Source organism: Microbacterium sp. No. 7, assembly GCF_001314225.1.
In the GTDB taxonomy this organism is placed as follows: Bacteria; Actinomycetota; Actinomycetes; order Actinomycetales; family Microbacteriaceae; genus Microbacterium.
Genome location: NZ_CP012697.1, coordinates 2,352,042 through 2,377,723 on the forward strand (window position 1 = coordinate 2,352,042; position 25,682 = coordinate 2,377,723).

At 71.8% G+C, this 25,682-nt stretch carries 20 protein-coding genes; 10 read left to right on the top strand and 10 right to left on the bottom strand.

Going from position 1 to position 25,682, the window contains the following annotated elements; translation table 11 throughout:
* Genes AOA12_RS10910 through AOA12_RS10920 form a run of 3 tightly spaced genes read right to left on the bottom strand, consistent with a single transcriptional unit; the run spans position 1 to position 4,239 of the window.
* Complete coding sequence (locus AOA12_RS10910) at positions 1–1,662, bottom strand: dipeptide/oligopeptide/nickel ABC transporter permease/ATP-binding protein (RefSeq protein ID WP_054682664.1); 1,662 nt, start codon at positions 1,660–1,662, stop codon at positions 1–3.
* Positions 1,649–2,701, bottom strand: coding sequence for an ABC transporter permease (locus AOA12_RS10915; protein ID WP_231637068.1), 1,053 nt, complete (start codon positions 2,699–2,701; stop codon positions 1,649–1,651). Before AOA12_RS10915 ends, AOA12_RS10910 begins: the two co-directional genes overlap by 14 nt.
* The gene (locus tag AOA12_RS10920; RefSeq protein WP_054682665.1) at positions 2,698–4,239 is read right to left on the bottom strand and encodes an ABC transporter substrate-binding protein; all 1,542 of its coding nucleotides are present in this window, start codon (positions 4,237–4,239) and stop codon (positions 2,698–2,700) included. Before AOA12_RS10920 ends, AOA12_RS10915 begins: the two co-directional genes overlap by 4 nt.
* Before the next feature lie 262 nt (positions 4,240–4,501).
* Between AOA12_RS10920 and AOA12_RS10925 the strand changes: the two genes are divergently transcribed.
* Entirely contained in the window at positions 4,502–5,728 is a 1,227-nt protein-coding gene (locus AOA12_RS10925; RefSeq protein WP_082406164.1) for a M20 metallopeptidase family protein, read from the top strand.
* Positions 5,729–5,778: 50 nt separating this feature from the next.
* On the top strand, positions 5,779–6,819 hold the full coding sequence (locus AOA12_RS10930) for an Lrp/AsnC family transcriptional regulator (protein WP_054682667.1): 1,041 nt from the start codon (positions 5,779–5,781) through the stop codon (positions 6,817–6,819).
* Positions 6,820–6,894: 75 nt separating this feature from the next.
* Here AOA12_RS10930 and AOA12_RS10935 read toward each other — a convergent pair whose 3' ends face one another.
* Positions 6,895–7,440 carry a CGNR zinc finger domain-containing protein gene (locus AOA12_RS10935; RefSeq protein WP_054682670.1) on the bottom strand — a complete coding sequence of 182 codons (546 nt, stop codon included), beginning with the start codon at positions 7,438–7,440 and terminating at the stop codon, positions 6,895–6,897.
* Between the two features lie 25 nt (positions 7,441–7,465).
* Here AOA12_RS10935 and AOA12_RS10940 point away from each other — a divergent pair, with 25 nt between their 5' ends.
* Positions 7,466–7,684, top strand: coding sequence for a hypothetical protein (locus AOA12_RS10940; RefSeq protein WP_054682672.1), 219 nt, complete (start codon positions 7,466–7,468; stop codon positions 7,682–7,684).
* Positions 7,685–7,701: 17 nt separating this feature from the next.
* Here the strand turns inward: AOA12_RS10940 and AOA12_RS10945 are convergent, their stop codons facing one another.
* The 4 genes from AOA12_RS10945 to AOA12_RS10960 all read right to left on the bottom strand — a co-directional run bounded on the left by AOA12_RS10945 (position 7,702) and on the right by AOA12_RS10960 (position 12,143).
* A complete protein-coding gene (locus AOA12_RS10945; RefSeq protein ID WP_054682674.1) occupies positions 7,702–8,358 on the bottom strand; it encodes a type II toxin-antitoxin system PemK/MazF family toxin in 657 nt (218 codons plus the stop codon).
* Positions 8,359–8,485: 127 nt separating this feature from the next.
* A complete protein-coding gene (locus tag AOA12_RS10950) occupies positions 8,486–9,721 on the bottom strand; it encodes an ammonium transporter (protein WP_054682675.1) in 1,236 nt (411 codons plus the stop codon).
* Positions 9,722–9,900: 179 nt separating this feature from the next.
* Positions 9,901–10,929 carry a cell division protein ZapE gene (zapE, locus tag AOA12_RS10955; RefSeq protein WP_054682677.1) on the bottom strand — a complete coding sequence of 343 codons (1,029 nt, stop codon included), beginning with the start codon at positions 10,927–10,929 and terminating at the stop codon, positions 9,901–9,903.
* On the bottom strand, positions 10,926–12,143 hold the full coding sequence (locus tag AOA12_RS10960; protein ID WP_054682679.1) for an alpha/beta hydrolase family protein: 1,218 nt from the start codon (positions 12,141–12,143) through the stop codon (positions 10,926–10,928). The genes zapE and AOA12_RS10960 overlap by 4 nt, the downstream gene beginning before the upstream one ends.
* Positions 12,144–12,168: 25 nt before the next feature.
* On the opposite strand from AOA12_RS10960, the gene AOA12_RS10965 reads away from it, so the two are divergent.
* The 4 genes from AOA12_RS10965 to AOA12_RS10980 all read left to right on the top strand — a co-directional run bounded on the left by AOA12_RS10965 (position 12,169) and on the right by AOA12_RS10980 (position 17,381).
* Positions 12,169–12,762, top strand: coding sequence for a DUF3000 domain-containing protein (locus AOA12_RS10965; RefSeq protein WP_054682681.1), 594 nt, complete (start codon positions 12,169–12,171; stop codon positions 12,760–12,762).
* Positions 12,755–13,951, top strand: a complete 1,197-nt coding sequence (locus tag AOA12_RS10970; RefSeq protein ID WP_054682683.1) for a ribonuclease D — start codon at positions 12,755–12,757, stop codon at positions 13,949–13,951. Before AOA12_RS10965 ends, AOA12_RS10970 begins: the two co-directional genes overlap by 8 nt.
* Positions 13,952–14,023: 72 nt before the next feature.
* Positions 14,024–15,226: a thiolase family protein gene (locus AOA12_RS10975; RefSeq protein WP_054682685.1), complete on the top strand. Its 1,203-nt coding sequence runs from the start codon at positions 14,024–14,026 to the stop codon at positions 15,224–15,226.
* A 10-nt stretch (positions 15,227–15,236) separates the two neighbouring features.
* A complete protein-coding gene (locus AOA12_RS10980; protein ID WP_054682686.1) occupies positions 15,237–17,381 on the top strand; it encodes a 3-hydroxyacyl-CoA dehydrogenase NAD-binding domain-containing protein in 2,145 nt (714 codons plus the stop codon).
* 54 nt (positions 17,382–17,435) lie between these two features.
* Here AOA12_RS10980 and dxs read toward each other — a convergent pair whose 3' ends face one another.
* On the bottom strand, positions 17,436–19,439 hold the full coding sequence (gene dxs / locus AOA12_RS10985; protein WP_054682687.1) for a 1-deoxy-D-xylulose-5-phosphate synthase: 2,004 nt from the start codon (positions 19,437–19,439) through the stop codon (positions 17,436–17,438).
* A gap of 103 nt (positions 19,440–19,542) precedes the next feature.
* Between dxs and AOA12_RS10990 the strand changes: the two genes are divergently transcribed.
* From AOA12_RS10990 to AOA12_RS11000, 3 genes are read left to right on the top strand one after another with little or no spacing between them, the layout of a single operon-like run.
* Positions 19,543–20,217: a hypothetical protein gene (locus AOA12_RS10990; RefSeq protein ID WP_156366473.1), complete on the top strand. Its 675-nt coding sequence runs from the start codon at positions 19,543–19,545 to the stop codon at positions 20,215–20,217.
* 4 nt (positions 20,218–20,221) lie between these two features.
* Positions 20,222–22,192: a sensor histidine kinase gene (locus AOA12_RS10995; protein WP_054682691.1), complete on the top strand. Its 1,971-nt coding sequence runs from the start codon at positions 20,222–20,224 to the stop codon at positions 22,190–22,192.
* The gene (locus tag AOA12_RS11000; protein WP_054682693.1) at positions 22,189–22,836 is read left to right on the top strand and encodes a response regulator; all 648 of its coding nucleotides are present in this window, start codon (positions 22,189–22,191) and stop codon (positions 22,834–22,836) included. The genes AOA12_RS10995 and AOA12_RS11000 overlap by 4 nt, the downstream gene beginning before the upstream one ends.
* A gap of 3 nt (positions 22,837–22,839) precedes the next feature.
* Here AOA12_RS11000 and AOA12_RS11005 read toward each other — a convergent pair whose 3' ends face one another.
* Entirely contained in the window at positions 22,840–25,674 is a 2,835-nt protein-coding gene (locus AOA12_RS11005) for an aconitate hydratase (RefSeq protein WP_054682695.1), read from the bottom strand.
* Between the last annotated feature and the right edge of the window lie 8 nt (positions 25,675–25,682).

The window sequence follows — 25,682 nt, forward strand, 5'->3', positions numbered from 1 at the left end:
TCAGGCCTCCCCTCGCGTCACCGCTGCCGCGGCGATGAGCTTCCTCGTGTACGGGTGCGTCGAGGCGCCGCGGCGGAGGTCCGCGGCGGCGAGCTCCTCCACGATGGTTCCCGATCTCATGACGAGCACCCGGCTGCAGAGCGCGCCGACGACGCCGATGTCGTGCGATATGAGCATGATCGCCGTGCCTCGGCTGTCGTTCATCGCGGCGAGCTCGCGCAGGATCCCGGCCTGCACCGTCACGTCGAGCGCGGTGGTCGGCTCGTCGGCGATGATCAGCCGGGGGTCGGTGGACAGCGCGCCGGCGATCATGGCCCGCTGCCTCATCCCCCCGGAGAGCTGGTGGGGATGCTGGGCCATGATCCGCTCCGGCTCCCGCAGATGCACCGCTTCGAGGCCGCGTGCGATCCTCTGACGGGCAGCACGCCGTCCGAGGCCGCGATGCACGCGCAGCACCTCGGTCAGCTGCGCGCCCATGCGCATCACGGGGTTGAACGAGGATGAGGGATCCTGGTACACCAGCCCGAGCGCCGCGACGAGGGCTCGGGGCTCCACGGGCACCGCGAGGTCCAGTCCGCCCACCGCCAGGCACCTCGCCGACGCGGTCAGCTCCGGGGGCAGCAGCTGCGCCATCGCCATCGCGGTGAGCGACTTTCCGGACCCCGATTCGCCGACGATCCCCACGATCTCCCCGGGCCCGATCGTGAACGACACGTCGGCGACGAGCACCGTCCCGTCATCGGCGGTGATCCGCAGCCCCTCGACGTCCGCCACGACGGTGCTCCGCGGAGCCCGGCGCTCGACCGGGGCGTGCGTGGGGCGGGAGGCCTTCCGGGACGACCGGGGGTCGGCCCCGGCGGCGATCCCGTCGCCGATCAGCATGGCGGACAGCCCGGTGATCACGATCATCGCCGCCGGTCCGATGACCTGGTACGGCTGCGTGTAGATGGTCGCGAGGCTCGCGCTCAGCAGCGAGCCGAAGTCGTAGTCGGGCGGCTGCACGCCGAGCCCGAGGAACGAGAGCCCCGACAGCTCCACGAGCACCAGGGCGAAGGAGGTCGCCGTCAGCACCAGCAAGGACTCGGCCATGTTGGGAAGCACGTGCCGGCGCAGCACGCGCAGCGGGGTGACGCCGAGGAGCTCGGCGGCGACCACGAAGTCCCGGCGCACGACGGCGCCGGCGAGGTTCGCCGCGATGCGCGCGAAGACCGGGATCCCGCCGATCCCGATCGCCAGCACGGCCGACACCGAGCCGGGTCCGAGGATCGCGGCGACGACGAGGGTGAGCAGCAGGCTGGGATAGGCCACGGCGATGTCGATGGCACGCAGGCCCACCTCCCGGATGCGGGCGGGAGCGAACCACACCGCGGTGCCGATCAGCGTCCCGGCGACCGCCGATATGGCGCACGCGATGACCGTCAACGTGAGCGAGAGCCGCGCGGCGACCAGCGATCTGGCGAGGATGTCCCGCCCGAAGCGGTCGGTGCCGAGCCAGTGCTCCGGCGACGGCGGGAGGTTCGCCCGACCGCCGAGAGCCTCGGCCGGGCCGGTGAGGAACACCGGGGCGAACACCGCCGCCACGACGATGACGGACAGCCCGGCGACGCCCACGACGACGGAGGCGTTCCAGCGGCGGCGGATGGCGGGGTCAGACGTCGACATGTCGTCCCTTCAGGCTCCGGGGGTCGATCGTGCCGAGCAGCACGTCGACGACGAGGTTCACCAGCATGGCGAGGACGCCGACGACCAGGACGATCCCCTGGATGACCGGGTAGTCCCTCGAGACGATCGCCTTCACCACCGCCGAGCCCAGCCCCGGCCAGGCGAAGACCACCTCGACAACGACCGCTCCGGCGAACATCCCCGACAGGAGCAGGCCGCTGAGCGTGAGTGTGGCGGTGATGACGTTCGGGAGCAGATGGCGCAGGTAGATCCGCGGGGCGGGGAGGCGCCATCCGCGGGCGGTGCGGATGTAGTCGAGCTCGAGGGCGGCGGCGCTGTCGCGCCGCACCACCCGGGCCAGCGTGCAGGTCGCGCCGAGGCTGAGCGCGACGACGGGGAGGACGAGCCCTCGCCATCCCGCGCCGGCCGTGTAGGCAGGAGGGAGGAGGGGCACGGCGATGGCGAACACGACCACCAGCAGCGTGGCCGTGACGTAGCCGGGAACCGCCGAGAAGAGCCCCGTGATCGCGCCGAACGCCAGGTCGAGACCGCGGCGCCGGCCCCCTCGGGTGAGGACGGTCACCGCCAGCCCCGCGGGGATCGCGACGACGAGGACGACGGCCATGGACACGAGTGCCAGCGTGAGCGTGTACGGGATCCGGTTGGCGATGATGGTCGAGACCGGCACGCCCCAGCTGAACGAGTCGCCCAGATCGCCCGCCAGCAGTCCGGCCGCGTAGTCGAGGAACTGCCGCCACACCGGCAGGTCGAGACCGAGCTCGGCGCGGATCTGCGCGACGCGCTCCGGCGAGGCGTCGGGTCCGGCGATCGAGATCGCGGGGTCGCCGGGGATCAGCTGCACGATGAGGAAGGTCACGACGACCAGCGCGAGCACCGAGACGAGCAGGGTCGCCGCGCGGCGCAGCGCGAATCCCGTCCAGGGCGATCGCGTCCGCGGGCGCGCCGCCGTTCTCGGAGAGCCCGTGGGCCCTCCGAGAACGGCGCCGTCGACGGCCGTCGCCTGTCCGATCAGGGTCACGGGAGGATTCGGATCGAGGTCGGATCGTAGTAGCCCGCGTAGGTGCCGGCCGCGAAGCCGTCCCGCACCACGACCGTCGGCGACCCCGAGAACAGCGGGATCACGTCGGTGCGCTCGAGAGCGGTCCGCTGCGCCCGCTCGAGGTAGTCGCACCGCTCCGCCGGATCGGAGGTCGCGAGCGCCTGCCACATCAGCTCGGTGCCCTCGGGGTTGTCGGCGGCGCCGACGCTGCGGCCGCCGCTCTCGGCGGGTGTCCACAGCAGGCGGCTGAGCGATGCCGAGACCGTTCCAGTCTGGTTGGCGTCGCCGTACATCGTCAGATCCCAGCCGAGATCGACGAGGTTGTTCACCCACGTCCCGGGATCCGTGTTGCGCAGCTCGACGTCGGCCCCCGCCTCGCGCAGCGCGGACTGCACGTATTCGTTGCCGGAGCCGGCGGGACCGATCGTGTTGCTGCCGATGAGCCGGATGCGCACGCCCTCCAGCGCACGGGCCGCCTCGGGATCGAAGGGGTGGAGCAGATCGCCGCCGTCCAGCGCGCATTCGATCTGCGGCGACACGATCGAGTCGAACAGCTCGGCGCGACCGCTGCTGACGACGGTGTTCAGCGCCGCGCGATCGATCGCCGAGGCGACGGCGGCACGCAGCTCGGGGGCATCGTGGAAGACGCTGCCCTCCCGCTCGTTGAACACCAGCCACGTGCCGACCCCGTCGGTGAGGAGGAGCTCGAAGGCGTCGTCGGAGGCGAACCGGTCGAGGTTGTCGTCGGCGAGGATGCCGATGTCGAGGTCGCCGGACCGGAGCTGGTTGGCGACCGTCGCGGGATCCGAGGCGAGGGCGAAGCCGACGGCCGCGGGCACCGTCCCCTCGACGGGGACGGCATAGTCCGGCCAGGCGGTGTAGCCCTCGCGGAGCTCGACGCGGTAGCCGACCCCGGGGTTGGCGTCGGCGAGCGTGTAGGGACCCGAGAAGGCGGCCTCGACCGTGCCCGCGGCGAGCTCCTCGGGCGCTGCGAGGCCGGCGGGACAGATGATCCCCGTCTGCGCCAGGGTCAGCCCGGCGGGAAGGTCGGACCAGGGCTCGCTGAGCGAGATGGAGACCGTGCGCGACGCGTCGTCGGCGGTGATCGTGGGCTCGCCGACCCCGAAGACGAGCACCCGGAAGGTGGAGCCGGTGTCGGGCGCGGCGAAGTACTCCAGGGAGTCCGCGACGATGCTCGCGGTGATGGGCGTGCCGTCGGCGCAGGTGGCGTCGTCGCGGATCACGAAGCGGTACTCGGACGCGGAGTCGGCCTCGTAGGACTCCGCGAGCGCACCGGTGATCCCGCCGTCGTCGTGCCTCAGGAGCGAGTCGAAGAGGTATCGGGCGATGAGGTAGTCGTCGATCGCGAGTCCCCTCGCGGGATCGAAGGTGGTCGGGTCGGCGGTGAGCATCGTCTTGACGTCGGTCGGCGTCGGCGCCGGCCCCACGGCTGCGGAACAGCCGGTGAGGAGTGCAAGCGTGGCGAGCACCGCGGCGGCGCGGTGGATTCTGGCCATGTGGAGTCTCCGTTCGGGAACACATCGTTGACTGCGTGGCAACAGGATCGAACCGTTCGGGGAACATCCCGCCCTTTCCGCCGCGATCTGCACGAGAACGGACGCGACCCGCCGTTCGATGCACGAAGCACACGCGAAGGCTCCCCCGCGGGTCGATGCATGCATCGACCCGCCTCCTGCCGTCGCTTTCGTGCGCCATCGGCGGAAAACCGGGGATCGTCGCCGGCATTGTTCGTACTGTGACCGCTGGAGGTGCACACCCATGACATTTACGCGCGAAGCCGACCGTCTGCTGCCCGACCTGATCGCCCTGCGCCGGAGGCTGCATTCGACACCGGAGGTCGGCCTGGAGCTGCCGAGCACCCGGGCGACGGTGCTCGACGCCCTGGAGGGGCTGGGGCTGGAGGTGACGCTCGGCACCGCCCTGAGCTCCGTGACCGCGGTGCTGCACGGCGGCGCGCCCGGCGACACGGTGCTGCTCCGGGCCGACATGGACGCCCTGCCGATCACGGAGGAGACCGGGCTCGACTTCGCCTCCGCCAACGGCGCGATGCACGCGTGCGGCCACGACCTGCACATGGCCGGGCTCGTCGGCGCCGCCCGGCTGCTCGCCGCGCGGCGGGAGGCGCTGTCCGGCGCCGTGGTGTTCATGTTCCAGCCGGGAGAGGAGGGGCACGACGGAGCGCGCAAGATGCTCGGCGAGAGCCTCCTCGACGCCGCCGGAGACCGCCCCGTCGCGGCCTACGCGCTGCACGTCGACTGCACCCGTCCGGCCGGGCGGTTCGCGACGAGAGCGGGAGCGGTGATGGCGAGCGCGAGCGGCATGCGGCTGGTGGTGTCCGGCGACGGGGGTCACGCCGCCTGGCCGCACCTCGGCATCGACCCCGTGCCGGTGGCCGCCGAGATCGTGCTGGCGCTGCAGTCCTTCACCGCGCGACGCGTGCCGGCGACCGACCCCGCCATCGTGTCGGTCGTGCGCATCGACGGCGACTCGGCCGCGGTCAACGTCATCCCCGCACGCGTGGAGATCGACGTCAACATCCGGACCCTGTCCTCGACCACGCTCGACTTCGTCAGGGTCGAGCTTCCGGCGCTGGCATCCGCGATCGGCCACGCGCACGGCTGTGTCGTGGACGCCGAGTTCATCGACTCCTACCCGGTCACGAACAACGACGAGCACGAGACGGAGCTCGTGCTGCGCGCCCTCGCCGATCTCTACGGCCCGTCCGCGGTCACGCGCATGGCCGCTCCCTCCATGGCGTCCGAGGACTTCGCCTATGTGCTGGACGAGGTCCCGGGCACGCTCGCGTTCCTGGGCGCACGCGTCGAGGGCCCCGGCGCGCCCGCGGCGATGCACTCGGCGGGGGCGCTCTTCGACGAGGCCGTCATGGCCCGGCAGGCCGCGACCCTCGCCGAGCTCGCCTGGCGGCGCACGGCGCACGGCACGGTGCGATCGACCGTCGCCCGTTCCGGCGCCGCGGTGCCATGATCACGCGAGACCCCCGCGCCGTCTGGCGCGTGACGCACGAGGATAGAGGTGTGCTCGACAGCCTCGACCTCCAGCTCCTCAATGCGCTGCAGATCGCTCCGCGCGCCTCCTGGAGCACGCTTGCGCCGGTGCTGCGCACGGACCCGTCGACGCTGTCGCGACGATGGACGCGCCTGACCCGCGAAGGGCTGGCGTGGACGACGGCCTACGTGCTGCCGGAGCGGATGCAGGCCCACTCCCCGACGGGACAGCGGCTGCGCGCGAGCAGCGCGCTGGTGGAGATCCGCTGCGAAGCCGGCAGGCGCTCCCAGGTCACCGACGCCATCGCGCGCGAGGCGGCGGTGATGACCATCGAATGCACCTCCGGTCCGCGCGAGCTCGCCGTCACGATCGCCGCGTCGACCCCCGGTCAGATCGATGAGTACGTGTCCACCGCGATCTCGGTGCTGCCGGGCGTGACGGCGACGAGCACGCACTTCATCCGACGCATCTACCGCGAGGGCTCCGAGTACGAGCTCGACATGCTCAGCGCCTCACAGCGCCACGCGCTCGACGAGACCGTGCGCTCGGGCAGCGGCGTCGGCCCCACGCCGCCGTCGGAGCTGACCGAGCAGGTGATCCGGGCCCTCCAGCCCGACGTCCGCCGACCGGCCGCCGAGGTCGCCGACGAGATCGGCGTCTCCGTGCCCCTCGCCCGCAGGACGATCGCACGCCTCGCCCAGTCGGACTGGGTGCGCATGCGCGCCGACTTCGCTCACGAGGTGGTCGGCTGGCACGCGTCGGTGGTGCTGTGGCTCGTCGTGCCCCCGCACGCGCTCGACTCCGTGGCCGCAGAGCTGTCCCGCAACCCGTCGGTGCGGCTGTGCGCCTCCACGCTCGGGCCCGCCAACCTCGCCGTCACACTGTGGCTGCACGAGCTCGACGAGCTGGACGGCATCGAGGTCAGGCTGCGGCATCTCTTCCCCGATGTCCGCGTGTCCGATCGCTGGATGCTGCCACGCGTCGTGAAACGACTCGGCACGCTCTTCGACGCGCAAGGGAGGCGAAGCGGCTACGTGTCGCTGCTGCTCCCACGGGTGACGCCCGGCTGAGGACGCCGAGCCGCACGCCGGGGATCGCCCCCGACAGCGGGCTCAGAGGTCTCGAGCACTGCGGGGCGCGCAGACTCATCCGCCCGCCCCGGCGCGCGCCCGGTGCCGGCGCACGGCCGCGCGGTTCGCGCAGCGCACCGAGCAGTATCGCTGCCGGCCGTTGCGCGTGACGTCCACGACGACGGCCCGGCACGGATCGCCGGGCGCCTCCCCCGCCGCGCAACGATGAAGGCGATGCATGCCGCGGGTCGTGAGGTGCAGCGCGGTGCCGACGCTGATCACGGCGAACAGCACGCGCGGCAGCGACCTGGCGTCGTCGTCGCGATAGTGCAGGTGCCAGCCCTCGTCGTCGTGGTCCGTCAGGCGCGGGTAGGCGGTCGCCGACGCCATGTGCGCGTTCAGGAGGCGCGCCCGCTCACGGGGCTCGGAGGCGTCCACGACGACGAGCCAGTCGTCGATGACGCGGCGGACGCGACCGTGGTCGTCGGCCTCCTCCGGGAACTCGACGGTCATCCCGGCCTCCCGGGCGCGGGCCACGATGCCGGCCCGGTCGGCGGGCCAGTCGTTGGCCAGCGCGGCGGCGAGGAGCACCGCATACTCGCCGTAAGGGTTGAGATGCATAAGAGCATTACATCACGATGGCTGCATGACCCCCGCAGAGACCGGCCTCCCGCAGCGGAGCACCGCACCGTCCACCGCGCACGAGCACGGCTGGTACGTCGAGTCGCGACACGCCACGTCGATCGGACGGGTGCTCTACGTGCGCTGCGCCGTCTGCGGGGCGCGGCGCGTCGACGTGCAGGAGCACGCCGACCGGCCGCCCGCGGCGCTCAGCGCCGAGCTGCGGAAGACCGCGACCGGGTGACCGGGGCCGGCCGCGCGTCAGTCCCCGATCCGCCAGCCGAAGCGGCGGCGCAGCTCCTGCGCGACGACCGCGAACCGCTTCAGGTCGAGCGCCGCGGCCTCGCGCCTCATGCCGTCGGCGTGCACGCTGTAGAGCTGGTCGATGTCCACCCACGACGGGCGGCCCTGGGGATCCCATGCGCCCGGCCCGATCGGGAGGAAGTCGCGGCGGCCGTCGTGGTCCTTGCTCGTGAGCTTCACGGCATACACGCGGTGCGCGCTCTGCCGGGCGATCACGAGCACGGGACGGTCCTTGCCGCGCCCGTCGTTCTCCGCGTAGGGAACCCACGTCCAGACGACCTCCCCGGCATCCGGCTCGCCGTCGCGCTCCGGCGCGTACACGATCGTCAGGCCGTCGGGGCCCGGCGGGTCCACCTCGGTCGTCGTGGTGTCGTCGGCGGCACGCCGGGTGCTCTCCGCGGCCCGCGGGGTCTCCTTCGCGTTCCCGGCCGTCGCCGCGCCGGGGAGCCGCGTCGCCGGCGCGGAACGCGGCACGTCGGTGCGCAGCCTCGGCGTCGTCGCGGCGCCGCGCGGCGCGTCCGCCCGCTGGTCCGGCGTCGTGCCCCGGCTCGTCAGCAGGCCCAGCAGTCCGCGCACGAGGCCGAGGAGCAGCCCCTCCCCCTGAGATCGGCTCATCCTGCCACCCTACTCGCCGCCGCCGAACCCGCGATCGTCCCCGGAGCGCGCGCAGCGCGCCGGAACGCCGAAGGGCGCCGTGACCGGAGTCACGGCGCCCTCAGACCCGTAGGACGTCCCACTGCGCTCAGTCGGCCAGGGCGTAGCCCTCCTCGCCGTGCACGACCGTGTCGATGCCGGCGATCTCGTCCTCGTTGTGCACGCGGAAGCCGATCGTCTTCTCGATCACGAAGCCGACGACGAAGGCCACGACGAACGAGTACACCATCACCGCGACGGCGCTGACCGTCTGGAGGATCAGCTGCGAGAAGTCGCCCGTGAAGAACAGGCCGACGTCGGTCGCCACGAAGCCGAGGTAGATCGTTCCGATGAGGCCCGCGACCAGGTGGATGCCGACGACGTCGAGCGAGTCGTCGAAGCCGAGCTTCCACTTGAGCTCGACCGCGAGGCAGGCCACGGCGCCGGCGATGACGCCGAGCAGCAGAGCCCAGCCGGGGGTCAGGTTGCCCGCCGAGGGCGTGATCGCGACGAGGCCGGCGACGGCTCCCGAGGCGGCGCCCACCGACGTGGGCTTGCCGTCCTTGAGCTTCTCGACGATCAGCCAGCCGAGCACGGCCGCGGCCGGCGCGGCGATCGTGTTCAGGAAGCTGAGGCCCAGGCCCTCCTGGTCGCCCGAGAGGCCCGTGTTGAAGCCGAACCAGCCGAACCACAGGATCGACGCGCCCAGCAGCACGAACGGCACGTTGTGGGGCTTCTGGATGCCCTTCTGGAATCCGACGCGCTTTCCGAGCACGAGGGCGAGGGCGAGGGCGGCCGCACCGGCGTTGATGTGCACCGCGGTGCCGCCGGCGAGGTCGATCACGGCGTAGCCGTTGAGCTCCCACGACTGGATCCAGCCGCCGCCCCACACCCAGCCGGCGACGGGGAAGTACGAGAGCGTCGCCCAGATGCCGGCGAAGATCAGCCAGGCGCCGAACTTCGCGCGGTCGGCGATCGCTCCCGAGATGAGCGCGACCGTGATGATCGCGAAGGTGGCTCCGAAGGCGACGTCGATCAGGTCGATGCCCTCCGCGGTGAGGCCGAAGCCGGCGAACGGGTTTCCGACGAAGCCCGGGATCAGGCCGGCGGCGCCGTCGAAGTATCCGCCGTCACCGCCCGCGCCGGTGTACATCATGTAGCCGTAGAGGATCCACAGCACGCCGATCAGGGCGATCGAGCCGAAGCTCATCATCATCATGCTGACGACGCTCTTCGCCTTCACCAGCCCGCCGTAGAAGAACGCGAGTCCGGGCGTCATGAGCAGCACCAGCGCGGCGCTGGTGACGATCCAGATGCTGGACGGCGTGAGTTCGGTGGGTTCCATCACTACCTCTCCTGTGTGGGATGTGCCGGCCGGTCCGGGCGCGGTCGCACCGGCATGGGCCGTCGGGTGCGATTAGTTTCCCGAGGGGCTGTTTCCCACAGAGGGCAGGTTGTGTTTCGCGGACGTTACGCGTGAGGCATGTGTGTGAACATCGGGTTTCGCGGAGCCGGGATCACGCTCTAAGAGCGGGTGAGGGCGACGAGACGCGAGATCGCGCGCAGGTACTTCTTGCGATATCCGCCGGCGAGCATGTCGGCCGTGAACACGTCGCTCAGCGACGTCCCCGTCGCCCGAACGGGGATCTGCGCGTCGTACGCGCGGTCGACGAAGGCGACGAAGCGCAGCGCCGCCGACTGGTCGTCGAACGGCGTCACGTCGCGCAGGCCGATCGCCCCGATCCCCTCGATCAGCCGGATGTAGCGCGAGGGGTGCACGGTGGCCAGGTGCCGCACGAGATCGGAGAAGACGTCGTCGGATGCCGTCGCGCCCGCCGCGGCGGCGACGAGGGCGTCCGCGTACTCGTCCGCGCCGAGCACGGCCGCGCTGCCGTCGACGGCGCGCTGACGATAGTCGGTGCCGTCGATGCGCAGCGTCTGGAAGCTCGACGACATCGCGTGGATCTCGCGCAGGAAGTCCTGCGCCGCGAAGCGTCCCTCACCGAGCGCGTTCGGCGGCGTGTTCGACGTGGCCGCCAGCTTCGTGCCCTTCGGCACGAGCTCGCCGAGCAGCCGCGTCATGACCATCGTGTCGCCCGGGTCGTCGAGCTCGAACTCGTCGATGCACAGCAGGTCGGCGCCCGTGAAGAGCGCGACGGTCTGCTGGTAGCCGAGCGCCCCGACGAGCGCCGTGTACTCGATGAACGACCCGAAGTACTTCCTCCGCGCCGGCATCGCGTGGTAGACGGATGCCAGCAGATGGGTCTTTCCGACGCCGAACCCGCCGTCGAGGTAGACGCCCGGCTTCAGCTCGGGCAGCTTCGGCGCCCGGCGGAACAGCCCCCCGCGCGCCGGCGGCGCTCCCCCGCCGCAGAACGCGATGAGGGTGTCCTTCGCCTGCTGCTGGGACGGAAACCGCTCGTCGGCCCGGTAGGTGTCGAACCGGGCCGCGTCGAACTGCGGCGGCGGGACGAGCGCGGCGACCATCTCCGGTCCGGTGACCTGGGGATGGCGGTCGGTCAGCTGTACGGCGGTCGTGGGCACAGTGGTCACCGCTCAACTGTAGAGCGCGCGGGGGCGAGCGCGTGCCGCTCGAGCCACTGCGCGATGACCTCGACCCAGCGGTCCTGGTCGTAGTTCCACAGCTTCGTGTGCCGCGCCGTGTCGAAGACCTGGAACTCGACCAGATCGGGACGCGCCACGACGAGATCGTGCGAGGAGTCCGACGGCACGAACCCGTCGTCGTCGCTGTGCAGGATGAGCACCGGCTGGCGCAGTTCGCCGGCGCGCGCCACGATGTCGAGCGCGCCGAACGGGATCGCGTGGTCGAGGCCGGTGAGCGGCGTCGCCCACTCGCTGCCGAGCACGGCGATCGCGAGCCGGGAGACGGGCGCCGGCAGGCCGAGCAGCCGCGCGTTGTAGTCGAGCACGATCCGCCAGTCGATGACGGGCGACTCCAGCACGACGCCCGCGATCAGGTCGCGGTGCGCCGACCTCAGGGCGACCTGCAGCGCGATCGCCCCGCCCATCGACCAGCCCATCAGCAGGATCCGCTTCGCGCCCGCCTTCCGCGCACGGCCGATCGCGGCGTCCACGTCGCGCCACTCGGTCGAGCCGAGGCCGTACATGCCGGAGCGGCTGCGGGGGGCCTCGCCGTCGTTGCGGTAGCTGACGATCAGCGACGTGATGCCCGCCGCGTGGAAGACGGGCACAGCGCGCAGGCACTCGCGCCGCTGCGCGCCGCGGCCGTGGATCTGGATCACCCAGGTGTCGGAGTCGGCCGGGAAGAGCCAGGCGGGGCACGGCCCCACCGCCGACGCCACGAGCTCGGCCGAGAAGGGCAGGTGCAGCTCCTCGGGCCGCTCGTAGTACCACCCGCTGAACGTCGACGCGGCCGACAGGCGCGTGTCCGACGACACCTGCGTGAGCAGCTTCCGCGTCACGCTCGTGCCGTCGCTGCGCAGCACGGAGCCGAGCTTGAGGTAGTCGGCCGTGCCGCTCGTGAACAGCCCGTACCGCCCCGGCAGCACGGTGTCGGCGGAGCGGCTCAGGGTGATCGTCTGGGCGGCGACGTCGACGTCGAGGATGCGCGTGTCGGCGACGCGCGTCGCGGGCGTCACGACCTTGCGCGCCATCCGCACCGCCACGAGCCCCAGGGCGGTCGTCACCGCCGCGAGCGCGCCGCTGAGGATGGTGGCCGCGACGCGGACGAGGGCACCGAGCGAAAGCAATGCGCCCCCGGTGTCGGCGCGCCTGGGCTGGTTCATCGTGGCCTCACTCTAGTCTGTCGACGTGGACGCACCCCGACGCCCGGACGACGACGCCTCGGCCTTCGCCGACATCGCCGACACGCTGCGCGCGCTGACCTTCCGCGCAGACCTCGTCGTCCGGGAGATCACGGCCCCGGCGTCCCTCGCGCCGCACGCGATCGCGTTCGCCGCCGACGTGCGCCCCGACAGCCACGCGACCGACTCGCCGTTCGGCACGGGGCGCTTCGTGCTGCTCCACGACGCCGAGGAGCCCGACGCGTGGAACGGCGCCTGGCGCATCGTGTGCTTCGCGCAGGCGCCGCTCGAGCCCGAGATCGGCACGGACCCCCTTCTCTCCGACGTCGCCTGGACGTGGCTCGTCGACGCCCTGCGGGCGCGGCAGGCGACGTATCACTCGGCCTCCGGCACCGCGACCAAGACGCTGTCGAAGGGCTTCGGCACCCTCGCCGACGAGGGCGACGGCGCGCAGATCGAGCTCAGGGCGTCGTGGTCGCCGTCGGGCGAGCTCGCGGCGCACCTCGACGCGTGGGCCGAGCTCGTGTGCATGCTCGCGGGACTGCCGCCGGGGTCGGAGGACATCGCCGTGCTCGGCGCGCGGAAGGCCGCGCATGGCTGAATACCAGGTCATCGCGGATCTCACGGGAGCACGCGAGGCCGCCGAGGCCCTCGCCTCGGGAACCGGCCCCGTCGCCGTCGACGTCGAGCGCGCGTCGGGCTTCCGCTACTCGCAGCGCGCCTATCTCATCCAGCTGTACCGCCGCGGCTCCGGCGTGTTCCTGCTCGACCCGCCCGCGATCGGCGACTTCTCGTCGGTGCAGGACGCGATCGGCGCGGAGGAATGGGTCCTGCACGCCGCCAGCCAGGACCTGCCGTCGCTGCGCGAGGACGGCCTCGACCCTTCCCGGATCTTCGACACCGAGCTCGCGGCGCGCCTGCTCGGCCACGAGCGCGTCGGCCTCGGCGCCGTCGTCGAGCACACGCTGGGCATCAGCCTCGCCAAGGCGCACTCGGCCGCCGACTGGTCGACCCGCCCGCTCCCCGCCGACTGGCTGGAGTACGCGGCCCTCGACGTGCTGCACCTCGTCGACGTGCGCGACGCCCTCGCGGCCGAGCTCGCCGAGCAGGGCAAGACGGAGTGGGCCGCCGAGGAGTTCGAGGCGACGCGCACCCGGCCCGTCAAGCCGGCGCGCGAGGAGCCCTGGCGGCGCCTGAGCGGCCTGCACGCGATCCGCGGCCGGCGCGCGCTCTCGGTCGCACGGTCGCTGTGGACGGCGCGCGAGGACTTCGCGCGCGAGCAGGACATCGCGCCGGGGCGGCTGGTGCCCGACCGGTCGATCGTCGCCGCGGTGCGCGCCGACCCCGCGACGAAGCAGGACCTCGCGGCGCTCAAGGAGTTCCACGGCCGCGCGAGCCGCAGCCAGCTCGACCGCTGGTGGGCCGCGATCGAGGCGGGGCGCCGCGAGACGCGGCCGCCCGTCGAGCGCGTCCCGAGCGACGCGCCGCCCCCGCCGCGGGCGTGGGCCGATCGCAACCCCGAGGCCGACGCACGGCTCAAGGCCGCGCGTCCCGTGATCGAGAACCTCGCGATCGAGCTGCGGATGCCGGTCGAGAACCTGCTGACCCCCGACTCGCTGCGCCGCGTCGCGTGGAGCCCGCCGGAGCCGCTCACCGTGGCATCCGTCTCGGAGGCGCTCGCCGCGCTCGGCGCGCGCGGCTGGCAGATCGCGCAGACCGCGCCCTCGATCGTCGATGCCTTTGTAGCATCGACTCAATCCACGGCCCACGGCGACGACACGGGTTCATAGGACTCGACCAAGAGTTTCCGCGATACTGAGTGTCACCATAGGCTGGACTCGATCTCAGATTTTGGAGGCAAAGTGGCCGAACTCACGGACGTCTATTTCGTCGACGGCGTACGCACGCCCTTCGGGCGAGCCGGCGAAAAGGGCATGTACTGGAACACGAGGGCCGATGATCTCGCCGTCCGGGCGACCATCGGCCTCTTGGAGCGCAACGGCGGTGTTCCGGGCGACCGCATCGACGACGTCGCGATCGCCGCGACGAGCCAGACCGGCGAGCAGGGCCTCACGCTCGGCCGCACGGTCGCGCTGCTGGCCGGGCTGCCGCAGACGGTGCCGGGCTTCGCGCTGGAGCGCATGTGCGCGGGTGCGATGACCACCGTCGCGATGGTGGGCGGAGCGATCGGCTCGGGGATGTACGACATCGCCCTCGCCGGCGGCGTCGAGCACATGGGCCACTACCCCATCGGCGGCAACGCCGACCCGAACCCGCGCTTCGTCGCGGAGCGGCTCGTCGCGGCCGACGCGTTGAACATGGGCGTCACCGCGGAGCGCATCCACGACCGGTTCCCGCACCTCACCAAGGAGCGCGCCGACCGCTTCGGCATGCTGAGCCAGCACAAGGCGCAGGCCGCCTACGACGCGGGCAGGATCCAGCCCGACCTCGTGCCGGTCGCCGTCAAGGACGCCGACGGCGCCTGGGGCCTCGCGACCGAGGACGAGGGGCGGCGGCCCGAGACGACGCTCGAGGGCCTCGCGACGCTGAAGACCCCGTTCCGCCCGCACGGCCGCGTGACGGCCGGCACCTCCTCGCCGCTCACCGACGGCGCGACGATGTCGCTGCTCGCCGGCGGCGGCGCCGTCAAGGAGTTCGGCCTCGCCCCCAAGATGCGGATGGTCTCGTTCGCGTTCGCGGGCGTGCAGCCCGAGATCATGGGCATCGGGCCGATCCCCTCGACCGAGAAGGCGCTGCGCAAGGCGGGCCTCACGATCTCCGACATCGGCCTGTTCGAGCTCAACGAGGCCTTCGCGATCCAGGTGATCTCCCTGCTCGACCACTTCGGCATCGCCGACGACGACCCGCGCGTCAACCAGTGGGGCGGCGCGATCGCGGTCGGCCACCCGCTCGCGGCGAGCGGCGTGCGGCTCATGATCCAGCTGGCGGCGCAGTTCGCCGAGCGGCCCGACGTGCGCTACGGCCTCACCGCGATGTGCGTGGGCCTCGGCCAGGGCGGCTCGGTCGTCTGGGAGAACCCGCACTACGACGGCAAGAAGCGATAGGGAGACGACGATGACCGACTACGCATCCATCGATTTCACGCCCCTGCTCGACGCCGCCGGCGACGAGGTCGTGACGCACTCGCTCGTCCGCGACGTGACGCTGCCGTCCGGCAAGGTGCTGGCGCTGATCACGCTCGACAACGGCCGCGACCACACCCGCCCCAACACGCTCGGCCCCAAGACCGTCGTCGAACTCGGCGAACGGCTCGACGAGCTGAAGGCCCGCGCCGCCGCGGGAGAGATCCACGGCGTCGCCGTGACGGGCAAGAAGTACATCTTCGCCGCCGGCGCCGACCTCAGCGACATCAGCCGGGTCCGCTCCAAGGACCACGCCCGCCTCGTCGCGCAGCTCGGGCACCACGTGTTCGGCAAGCTGTCGACGCTCGGCGTGCCCTCGTTCGCCTTCGTGAACGGCCTCGCGCTCGGCGGCGGCCTCGAGATCGCGCTGAACTCCGACTACCGCACGGTCGACGCCTCGGCGGCCGCGCTCGCGCTGCCGGAGGTGTTCCTCGGCATCGTCCCGGGCTGGGGCGGCGCGTACCTGCTGCCGAACCTCATCGGCATCGAGAACGCCCTCGAGGTCGTCATCTCCAACCCGCTCAAGCAGAACCGCATGCTCAAGCCGCAGCAGGCGTTCGACCTGGGGATCATGGATGCCGTCTTCCCGGCATCCAGCTTCCTGGAGAAGTCGCTCTCGTGGGCCGACGGCGTGCTCAGCGGCACCGTGAAGGTGGAGCGGAAGAACGAGCCGGGCAAGATCGAGCGGCTCACGAAGTGGCCCATCGCGATCAAGATGGCCCGCGGCATGCTCGAGTCGAAGCTCGGCACCGTGCCGCGCGCCCCCTACGCGGCCCTCGACCTGCTCGACCGCGCCCGCGGCGGCTCGAAGGCGGAGGGCTTCGAGCGCGAGGACGAGGTGCTCGCCGAGCTCGTCACGGGCGACCAGTTCGCGGCGTCCATGTACGCCTTCGATCTCGTGCAGAAGCGGGCGAAGCGTCCCGTGGGCGCGCCCGACAAGGCGCTCGCGAAGCGCGTGACCAAGGTCGGCATCATCGGCGCCGGCCTCATGGCGAGCCAGTTCGCGCTGCTGTTCGTCCAGCGCCTGCAGGTGCCCGTGCTCATCACCGACCTCGATCAGGCCCGCGTCGACAAGGGCGTCGCCTACATCCACGAGGAGATCGGCAAGCTCGAGGCGAAGGGCCGGCTCGACGCCGACGGCGCCAACAAGCTGCGCGGCCTCGTGACCGGCACGACCGACAAGAGCCTCTACGCCGACTGCGACTTCGTGATCGAGGCCGTGTTCGAGGAGGTCGGCGTCAAGCAGGCCGTGTTCGGCGAGATCGAGGGCATCGTGGCGGAGGACGCGATCCTCGCGACCAACACCTCGTCGCTCTCGGTCGAGGAGATCGGCTCCCGGCTCGCCCACCCCGAGCGCCTCGTCGGCTTCCACTTCTTCAACCCGGTGGCGGTCATGCCGCTCATCGAGATCGTGAAGACGCCGCACACGAACGAGGCGGCGCTGTCGACGGCGTTCGTCGTGGCCAAGGGCCTCGGCAAGAACGCCGTGCTCACGGCCGACGCCCCCGGCTTCGTCGTCAACCGCCTGCTCGCCAAGGTCATGGGCGAGGCGGCGCGGGCCCTCTACGAGGGGACCCCGATCGCCGACGTCGAGAAGGCCTACGCGCCCATCGGCCTGCCGATGGGGCCGTTCCAGCTCATCGACCTCGTCGGCTGGAAGGTCGCCGCGCACGTGCAGGACACCATGGCGGGCGCCTTCCCCGACCGCTTCTACGCGCACGAGAACTTCCACGCGCTCGCCGAGCTCGACCGCATCGTCGAGAAGGACAAGGGCGGCCGGGTGACGGGTCTCACGAAGGCCGCGGAGAAGATCGTCAAGCAGGCCGCGGGCTCCACGCCCGCGTCGGCCGAGACGATCCTGCGCCGCGTGCAGGACGGCCTCGCGCAGGAGATCAGGATCATGCTCGACGAGGGCGTCGTCCCCGAGGTGCAGGACATCGACCTGTGCCTCATCCTCGGCGCCGGCTGGCCCTTCATCGACGGCGGCGCGACGGCCTACCTCGACCGGGAGGGCGCGTCGGAGCGGGCGACCGGCACGACGTTCCACCATCCGCCCATCCGCGGCGTGAACAGCTGATCGACGCACGCGATCCGGCCCGGTGGCTCCTCCGAGTCACCGGGCCGACGTGTCTCATGCGCGGCGTGCGTCCTCGGCCGACTCGTCCGTCGCGGCGGGCCCGTCGGTCGTGGCGGTCTCTTCCGTCATGGCGGTCTGGGGCGTCCAGGTCCCGTCGGCGTGCGGACGGGCCGCGGGGATCCGCGCGCCCAGCACCTGGGCGACCACGTCGCGGGCGATGCGCGACGCCGTGAGGCCGGCGTCCTCGAGGATCTCGTCGCGCGTCGCGTGCTCGATGAACGTGTCGGGCAGGCCGCGCTCGTCGACCGCCGTGTCGACGCCCGCCTCGCGCAGCACCTGACGCACGCGCGTGCCGATGCCGCCGACGCGGATGCCGTCCTCGATCGTCACCACGAGGCGGTGCGCGCGCGCCAGGGCGACGACGGATGCCGGGACCGGCACGACCCACCGGGGGTCGACGACGGTCGCCCCGATCCCCTGCGCGCCCAGCCGGGCCGCGACGTCGACGGCGACCCGCGCCATCGCCCCGATGCCGATGAGCAGCACGTCGCGGGCGCCCTCGCGCGCGAGCACGTCGACGCCGTCCGGCAGGCGCTCGACCGCGGGGATCTCCGCGCCGACGGCGCCCTTCGGGAAGCGCACGACCGTCGGGGCGTCGTGCACCGCGATCGCCTCGTCGAACTCCTCGCGCAGGCGCGCGGCGTCGCGCGGCGCGGCGATGCGGATGCCGGGCACGAGCTGCAGCATCGCGAGGTCCCACACGCCGTGGTGGCTCGGGCCGTCGGGCCCCGTGACGCCCGACCTGTCGAGCACGAAGGTGACGCCCGCGCGGTGCAGCGCGACGTCCATCAGCACCTGGTCGAAGGCGCGGTTCATGAACGTCGCGTACAGCGCGACGACGGGATGCAGCCCGCCGTAGGCGAGCCCGGCCGCCGACGCCACGGCGTGCTGCTCGGCGATGCCGACGTCGAGCACGCGGTCGGGGAACCGCTGCGCGAACGGCAGCAGCCCGGTGGGACGCAGCATCGCCGCCGTGATCGCGACGAGGTCCTCGCGCCGCTCCCCCGCCTGCAGGAGCGTCTCGGCGAACACGCCGGTCCAGTCGGCGGCATCCGATCCGCCCACCGGCTCGCCCGTGACCGGGTCGATCCTGCCGACCGCGTGGAACTGATCGGCGTCGTCGTTGCGGGCGGGGTCGTAGCCGCGGCCCTTCTCGGTGATGGCGTGCACGATGACGGGCGCGCCGTACTCCTTCGCCTGCTGCAGGGTCTCGATGAGCGTCTCGACGTCGTGGCCGTCGATCGGCCCCAGGTACTTGATGTCGAGGTTCGAGTAGAGCGCCTCGTTGTCGACGAAGCGCGACAGGAATCCGTGGGTGCCGCCGCGCACGCCGCGGTAGAGGGCGCGGCCGGCGGGGCCGAACCGGCGGAACAGCCGGTCGGAGCGGCGGCGCAGGTCCACATACCCCTCGGTCGTGCGCACGCGGTTGAGGAACCGCGCCATGCCGCCGATCGTCGGCGCGTACGAGCGCCCGTTGTCGTTGACGACGATGACCAGGTTGCGCTCGTTGTCGTCGGAGATGTTGTTCAGCGCCTCCCACGTCATCCCGCCCGTGAGCGCGCCGTCGCCGACGACGGCGACGACATGACGATCGGTGCGGCCCGTGCGCGTCAGGGCGCGGGAGATGCCGTCGGCCCAGCTCAGCGAGCTCGACGCGTGCGACGACTCGACGACGTCGTGCACGCTCTCGCCGCGCTGGGGGTAGCCGGCCAGGCCGCCGCGCGAGCGCAGGCCGGTGAAGTCCTGTCGCCCGGTCAGCAGCTTGTGCACGTACGACTGGTGTCCCGTGTCGAAGATGACGGGATCGTGCGGCGAGTCGAACACGCGGTGGATCGCGATCGTCAGCTCGACGACGCCCAGGTTCGGGCCGAGATGCCCGCCCGTCTGCGACACGTTCGCGATGAGGAACTCGCGCACCTCCGCGGCGAGCTCGCGGAGCTGCCGCGGCGTGAGCGCGTCGAGATCACGAGGACCGTTGATCGAAGCCAGCAGACTCATCTCCCGAGTCTACGCGTGGCGACCGCGTTTCCCGGGGCTTTCCCTGGCCCCCGGGATGCCGGGAACGGCATCGTCGGTGCTGTTCCTGGAAGGGGTGACGGACATGATCACGACGCATCACGAGACATCGCCGGCTCGCACGGTGACCGGCGGCCGGGCGGGCGGCTGGCTGATGGCGCTCTCGCCGCTCGGCTTCGCGGCGCTGATCGTGCTGATGGCCGGGGTGTTCGGCCGCACAATCGGCACCTCGACGTTCGCCGAGATCACGCGGACGCAGATGGACGCGCTCGGCGGAGCGTGGGCGGCGAATCGCGCCATCGTCGCGGCCGCCTTCGGGATCGTCGTCATCGGCGCCGGCCTGGTCGCCTGGGCGCACCGGAACGCATCCCCGCCCGCCGCGCGAGCCGTCGCGCGCGCGACGGTCGTGCTCGCCGCGGTCAACCTCGCGGCCGGCGTGCTCGGCCTCGTCGACGGCCTCGCCGCCGAGAGCTTCACGACGACGACGCTGGGCGAGGACCCGGCGTGGATGCGCAGCGAGGCGTTGCTGCCCTGGGCGTTCGGCGCCATCGTGGTGCAGATCCTGCTGCTGTGCGTGCTGCTGTGGCTGAGCCGGACCCGTCGGAAGACGGGTCTCGTGATGGGCGTGCTCTCCCTCGCCGTTCTGATCGTGGTCGCGTTCGCCGCGGCGTTCGTCCCCCCGTTCGTCGTCGCGCTGCTCGCGTGTCCCATCGGCATCTCGTGGCTCGCGGGACAGCGCCGCCGCGCATCGCTATCGTGAGGCCATGACCGCCGTCGCCGCGGAAGGCGGGCGGGCGCGACACGCACGTGCTCGCCCGCTCCGCGGCGTCCTGACGGCGGCGATCGTCGGCATCGCCGCGGCCGCCGCCGCGGCCGCCGCGCTCACCGCCCGGCCCTCGACCGCGACGGCCGCGCTGCTGCTGGCGGCGGCCCTCGTGCCGCTCGTCACGACGACCGTCGTCGCCCTCATGATCGTCTTCGGCGTGCCGCTCACGCCGTTCTCCGCCTATCTCTCGCTGTCGCTCACCCTGTTCGTCGCCGGCGGGACGGCCGGCAGCGTCGCGCAGGTGCTCCCCGAGGGCCTGGCGTGGGTGGAGCGCCTGACGATCGTCGTGTCGGTGTTCGGGTTCTTCCCGGTCGGCTACTTCTTTCCCACGGGCCGCGCGGTGCCCGGGTGGTCACGCCGGCTGGTGCCCGCGTGGCTCGCCCTGGGCGTGTTCACCCTCTCGTTCCCGTGGGACCCGTTCCCCGACGCGGCGCTCGTCGTCCTGGCGGCAGCGGGCGCGGCGCTGATCGGCACCGTCGTGGCCTGCCAGGTCGTCCGGTACCGCCGAGCCTCGTCGACGATCGAGCGGCAGCAGCAGAAGTGGGTGATGCTCGCGCTGTTCCTCATCGCGGCGATGATGCTCGCGATCATCGCCCTTCCCGCCGGCTCCGTCGGGCGCGATCCGGTGCTCACGGTGCTGTTCGGCCTCCTGTGGCCCATCGCGAGCACCGTGCTCCCGGTGACGATCGGCTTCGCGATGCTGCACTACCGGCTGTTCGACGTCGACCTCGTGATCGGGCGCGGCATCGTCTACGCCGCCGCCACCGCTTTCGTCCTCGTCAGCTACCTCCTGGTCGTCGGCGCCGTGGGACTGGTCTGGCCCACCGGCACCCCTGTCGTTCTGCCGGTGGCCGCGACCGCGGTCGCGGCTCTCGGCCTCGCGCCCGTGCACCGGTTCGTGCGGCGCCGGGTGAATCGCTGGCTGTACGGTCACCGCGACGACCCCTCCGTCGTCCTCACACGGCTCGCCCGCGACCTGGGGCGCGATGGCGCGCTGCATGCCGTGCTCGACCGCGTCAGCACAGCGCTGGCCGCGGCCCTGCGCGCTGCCGCCGTCGAGACGCGCGCCGTCGACGGCTCCTCCGCCCTCGTCGGGGCGCGCTCGGGCGCACCGCGGGCGGAGACCCCGCTGTCGGCCGACGGCGAGGTCATCGGCACCATCACGGTGTGGCCGCACGAGGGCGAACGGCTGACCGCGGGCGACGAGCGGATGCTGCGCGAGATCGGAGACGCGGCCGGCATCGCCGTGCGCGCCGCGCTCGCCGATCTGCGGCTGCAGCGCTCACGCGAGGCGCTCGTCGTCGCGAGGGAGGACGAGCGCCGGCGCCTGCATCGCGAGCTGCACGACGGCGTCGGCCCCACCCTGGCGAGCGTCGCCCAGCGGATTCGCCGGGCTCGTGACCTGGCCCCTCGGCAGCCGGGCACCGCTCATGCGCTGCTCGCCTCCGCCGGAGAGGGCATCGAGCACGCGATGAACGAGGTGCGCGCGATCGTCGCGGGGCTGCGTCCTCCCGCGCTCGAGAGCCTCGGCCTGGCGGAGGCCCTGCGGGCCGCGTGGGCCGACGCGGAGCGTCCCGTGATCCGCGTGCGGGGCGATCCGGGCACGCTCTCGCCTGCCGCGGAGATCGCGGCCTACCGCATCGCGATGGAGGCCGTGGGAAACGCCGCGCGGCACAGCGGGGCCCGGACCTGCCACGTGACCCTCGAGCGGAGCGGCGCCGAGCTGAGGATGCGCATCGAGGACGACGGCGGAGGCGGCGCGAGGTCCACGCCGGGCGGCAACGGGCTGCGCACGATGCGCGAGCGTGCCGAGGGCCTCGGCGGACGCGTCACGCTGCGGGACGGGCATCCCGGCACAGTCGTCGAACTGGTGCTTCCGCTTCCCGACCCGGAAGGGAGCCGGCCGTGATCCGCGTGCTGCTCGTCGACGACCACCCGTTCTACCGCGAGGGCATCCGTGCGATGCTCTCCGACGAGAGCCTCGGAGTGCGGATCATGGCCGAGGCGTCGTGCGGCGAGGATGCCGTGGACCTCGTCGCCGCGCAGAACCCCGACGTCGTCGTCATGGACCTCGCGATGCCGGGCATCGGCGGCCTGGAGGCGATCCGCCGGCTCCGCGCCGCCGATCCCGACCTGCCGGTGCTCGTGCTGACGATGCACGACGACGAGTCGGTGTTCGCGGCGCTGCGCGCGGGGGCCCGCGGGTACCTGCTGAAGGATGCCGGCATCGACGAGCTGGTGCGCGCGGTCACGGCCGTGCATCGCGGCGAGGCGATCTTCGGCCCGGCCGTCGCCCGCCGCCTCACGGCGCACTTCGCGACGGCGCCGGGCATCCCGGCATCCGACGCCTTTCCCGAGCTGACCGACCGCGAACGAGACGTGCTCGCCCTCCTCGCCGACGACCTCGGCACGGCCGCCATCGCGCGTCGTCTCGGCCTGAGCGAGAAGACCGTCTACAACTACGTCGCGACGGTGCTCGCCAAGCTCCGTGCCCGCGACAGGGCCGAGGCCGGTCAGCGCGCTCGCGCTGCCGGCCTCGGCGAGGTGCGGTGACGCTCAGACGAGCGAGCGGAGCACGTACTGCAGGATGCCGCCGTTGCGGTAGTAGTCGGCCTCGCCGGGCGTGTCGATGCGCACGACCGCGTCGAACTCGATGGTCTGCTTGCCGGCGGGCGAGTGCTCGCTCGGCGTCGCCGTGACCTTGACCGTCTTCGGGGTGACGCCCTCGTTGAGCTGCTCGAGGCCCTCGATCGAGATGACCTCGGTGCCGTCGAAGCCCAGCGACTTCCAGCTCTCGCCCGCGGGGAACTGCAGCGGGACGACGCCCATGCCGATGAGGTTGGAGCGGTGGATGCGCTCGAAGCTCTCGGTGATGACCGCCTTGATGCCGAGCAGGTTGGTGCCCTTGGCCGCCCAGTCGCGCGACGAGCCCGAACCGTACTCCTTGCCGCCGAGCACGACGAGCGGGATGCCCTGCGCCTGGTAGTTCGAGCAGGCGTCGAAGATGTACGACTGCGGTCCCTCGGGCTGCGTGAAGTCGCGGGTGTAGCCGCCCTCGACGATCTTGCCGTCGTTGACCGCCGATACCAGCTCGTTCTTCAGGCGGATGTTCGCGAAGGTGCCGCGGATCATCACCTCGTGGTTGCCGCGGCGCGAGCCGTAGGAGTTGAAGTCCTTCGGCGCGACGCCGTGCGCCACGAGGTAGTCGGCCGCGGGCGTGCCGGGCTTGATGTTGCCGGCGGGCGAGATGTGGTCGGTCGTGACCGAGTCGCCGAGCGTCGCCATGACGCGTGCGCCGACGATGTCCTTGACGGGCGTCAGCTCCATCGACATGCCGTCGAAGTAGGGCGCCTTGCGCACGTAGGTCGAGTTCGCGTCCCACTCGAACACCGGGCCCTCGGGGGTCGGCAGGCTCTTCCAGCGCTCGTCGCCGTCGAAGACCGTCGCGTACTGCTTGATGAACTGCTCGCGCGAGATCGACGTGTCGATCGTCGCCTGCACCTCTTCGGGCGTCGGCCAGATGTCGCGCAGGAAGACGTCGTTGCCCTCGGGGTCCTTGCCCAGCGGGTCGGTCTCGAAGTCGAAGTGCATCGAGCCGGCCAGCGCGTACGCGACCACGAGGGGCGGCGAGGCGAGGTAGTTCATCTTCACGTCGGGGCTGATGCGGCCCTCGAAGTTGCGGTTGCCCGACAGCACGGCGGTGACCGCCAGGTCGTTGTCGTTGATCGCGGCGGAGACCTCTTCGATCAGCGGACCGGTGTTGCCGATGCAGATGGTGCAGCCGTAGCCCACGGTGTAGAAGCCGAGGCCCTCGAGCGCCTTGTCGAGGCCCGACTTCTCGTAGTAGTCGGTGACGACCTTCGAGCCGGGGCCGAGCGTCGACTTGACCCACGGCTTGCGCTTGAGGCCCTTCTCCAGGGCCTTCTTCGCGAGCAGGCCGGCCGCGAGCATGACCGAGGGGTTGGAGGTGTTGGTGCACGACGTGATCGCCGCGAGAGCCACGGCGCCGTTGTCGAGGATGTACGTCTGACCCTCGGGGGTCGTCACCTTGACGGGTTTGGACGACGCCGCCGGCGCACCGCTGTTGATGTGCACCTCTCGGGTGTCGTTGTCCTCCTCGCCGGGCACGGGGCCGGGGTCGGATGCCGGGAACGAGTGCTTGCCCTCGAGATCGGTCATGTCGGTCGAGGTCGACGGCGTCGCGTAGTTCACGATGTCGCTCTCGAACTGGGTCTTGGCGGCCGACAGCAGGATGCGGTCCTGGGGGCGCTTGGGGCCGGCGATCGAGGGGACGACCGTCGACAGGTCGAGCTCCATGTACTCGCTGTAGTTCGGCTCGTTCGCCGCGTCGTGCCAGAGGCTCTGCTCCTTGGCGTACTTCTCGACGAGGGCGACCGTCTGCTCGTCGCGGCCGGTCAGGCGCAGGTAGTCGAGCGTGATGTCGTCGATGGGGAACATGGCGGCCGTCGAGCCGAACTCGGGGCTCATGTTGCCGATCGTGGCGCGGTTGGCCAGCGGCACCGAGCCGACGCCCGCGCCGTAGAACTCGACGAACTTGCCGACCACGCCGTGCTTGCGGAGCATGTCGGTGATCGTGAGCACGACGTCGGTCGCGGTCACGCCGGCCGGGATCGACCCGGTCAGCTTGAAGCCGACGACGCGCGGGATGAGCATCGAGACGGGCTGGCCGAGCATCGCCGCCTCGGCCTCGATGCCGCCGACGCCCCAGCCGAGCACGCCGAGGCCGTTGACCATCGTGGTGTGCGAGTCGGTGCCGACGCAGGTGTCGGGGTAGGCGCGGAGCACGCCGTTGACGTTGCGGTCGTAGATGACCTTCGCGAGGTGCTCGATGTTGACCTGGTGCACGATGCCCGTGCCCGGGGGGACGACCTTGAAGTCCTGGAAGGCCGTCTGGCCCCAGCGCAGGAACTGGTAGCGCTCGCCGTTGCGCTCGTACTCGATCTCGGTGTTGCGCTCCAGCGCGTTCGGCGTGCCGAAGAGGTCGGCCATGACCGAGTGGTCGATGACGAGCTCGGCCGGCGAGAGCGGGTTGATCTTCGCCGCGTCTCCGCCGAGGTTGGTGACCGCCTCGCGCATGGTGGCGAGGTCGACGATGCAGGGGACGCCGGTGAAGTCCTGCATGACGACGCGCGCGGGGCTGAACTGGATCTCGGTGTCGGGCTCGGCCGCGGCATCCCAGTTGCCGAGCGCCTCGATCTGCGCCTTCGTCACGTTGGCGCCGTCTTCGGTGCGCAGCAGGTTCTCGAGGAGGACCTTCAGGCTGAACGGAAGCTTGTCATAGCCGTCGACCGTGTCGATGCGGAAGATCTCGTAGTCGGTACCACCCACCGTCAGGGTGCTCTTGGCTCCGAAGCTGTCAACAGTGGACACGTCTGCTC

What these genes read in the sequence shown, in the direction of transcription:
- AOA12_RS10910 (WP_054682664.1), bottom strand. Translation starts at nt 1,662, where the DNA reads ATGTCGACGTCTGACCCCGCCATCCGCCGCCGCTGGAACGCCTCCGTC.
- AOA12_RS10920 (WP_054682665.1), bottom strand. Translation starts at nt 4,239, where the DNA reads ATGGCCAGAATCCACCGCGCCGCCGCGGTGCTCGCCACGCTTGCACTC.
- AOA12_RS10925 (WP_082406164.1), top strand. Translation starts at nt 4,502, where the DNA reads ATGACATTTACGCGCGAAGCCGACCGTCTGCTGCCCGACCTGATCGCC.
- AOA12_RS10935 (WP_054682670.1), bottom strand. Translation starts at nt 7,440, where the DNA reads ATGCATCTCAACCCTTACGGCGAGTATGCGGTGCTCCTCGCCGCCGCG.
- AOA12_RS10940 (WP_054682672.1), top strand. Translation starts at nt 7,466, where the DNA reads ATGACCCCCGCAGAGACCGGCCTCCCGCAGCGGAGCACCGCACCGTCC.
- AOA12_RS10945 (WP_054682674.1), bottom strand. Translation starts at nt 8,358, where the DNA reads ATGAGCCGATCTCAGGGGGAGGGGCTGCTCCTCGGCCTCGTGCGCGGA.
- AOA12_RS10950 (WP_054682675.1), bottom strand. Translation starts at nt 9,721, where the DNA reads ATGGAACCCACCGAACTCACGCCGTCCAGCATCTGGATCGTCACCAGC.
- AOA12_RS10960 (WP_054682679.1), bottom strand. Translation starts at nt 12,143, where the DNA reads ATGAACCAGCCCAGGCGCGCCGACACCGGGGGCGCATTGCTTTCGCTC.
- AOA12_RS10970 (WP_054682683.1), top strand. Translation starts at nt 12,755, where the DNA reads ATGGCTGAATACCAGGTCATCGCGGATCTCACGGGAGCACGCGAGGCC.
- AOA12_RS10980 (WP_054682686.1), top strand. Translation starts at nt 15,237, where the DNA reads ATGACCGACTACGCATCCATCGATTTCACGCCCCTGCTCGACGCCGCC.
- dxs (WP_054682687.1), bottom strand. Translation starts at nt 19,439, where the DNA reads ATGAGTCTGCTGGCTTCGATCAACGGTCCTCGTGATCTCGACGCGCTC.
- AOA12_RS10990 (WP_156366473.1), top strand. Translation starts at nt 19,543, where the DNA reads ATGATCACGACGCATCACGAGACATCGCCGGCTCGCACGGTGACCGGC.
- AOA12_RS10995 (WP_054682691.1), top strand. Translation starts at nt 20,222, where the DNA reads ATGACCGCCGTCGCCGCGGAAGGCGGGCGGGCGCGACACGCACGTGCT.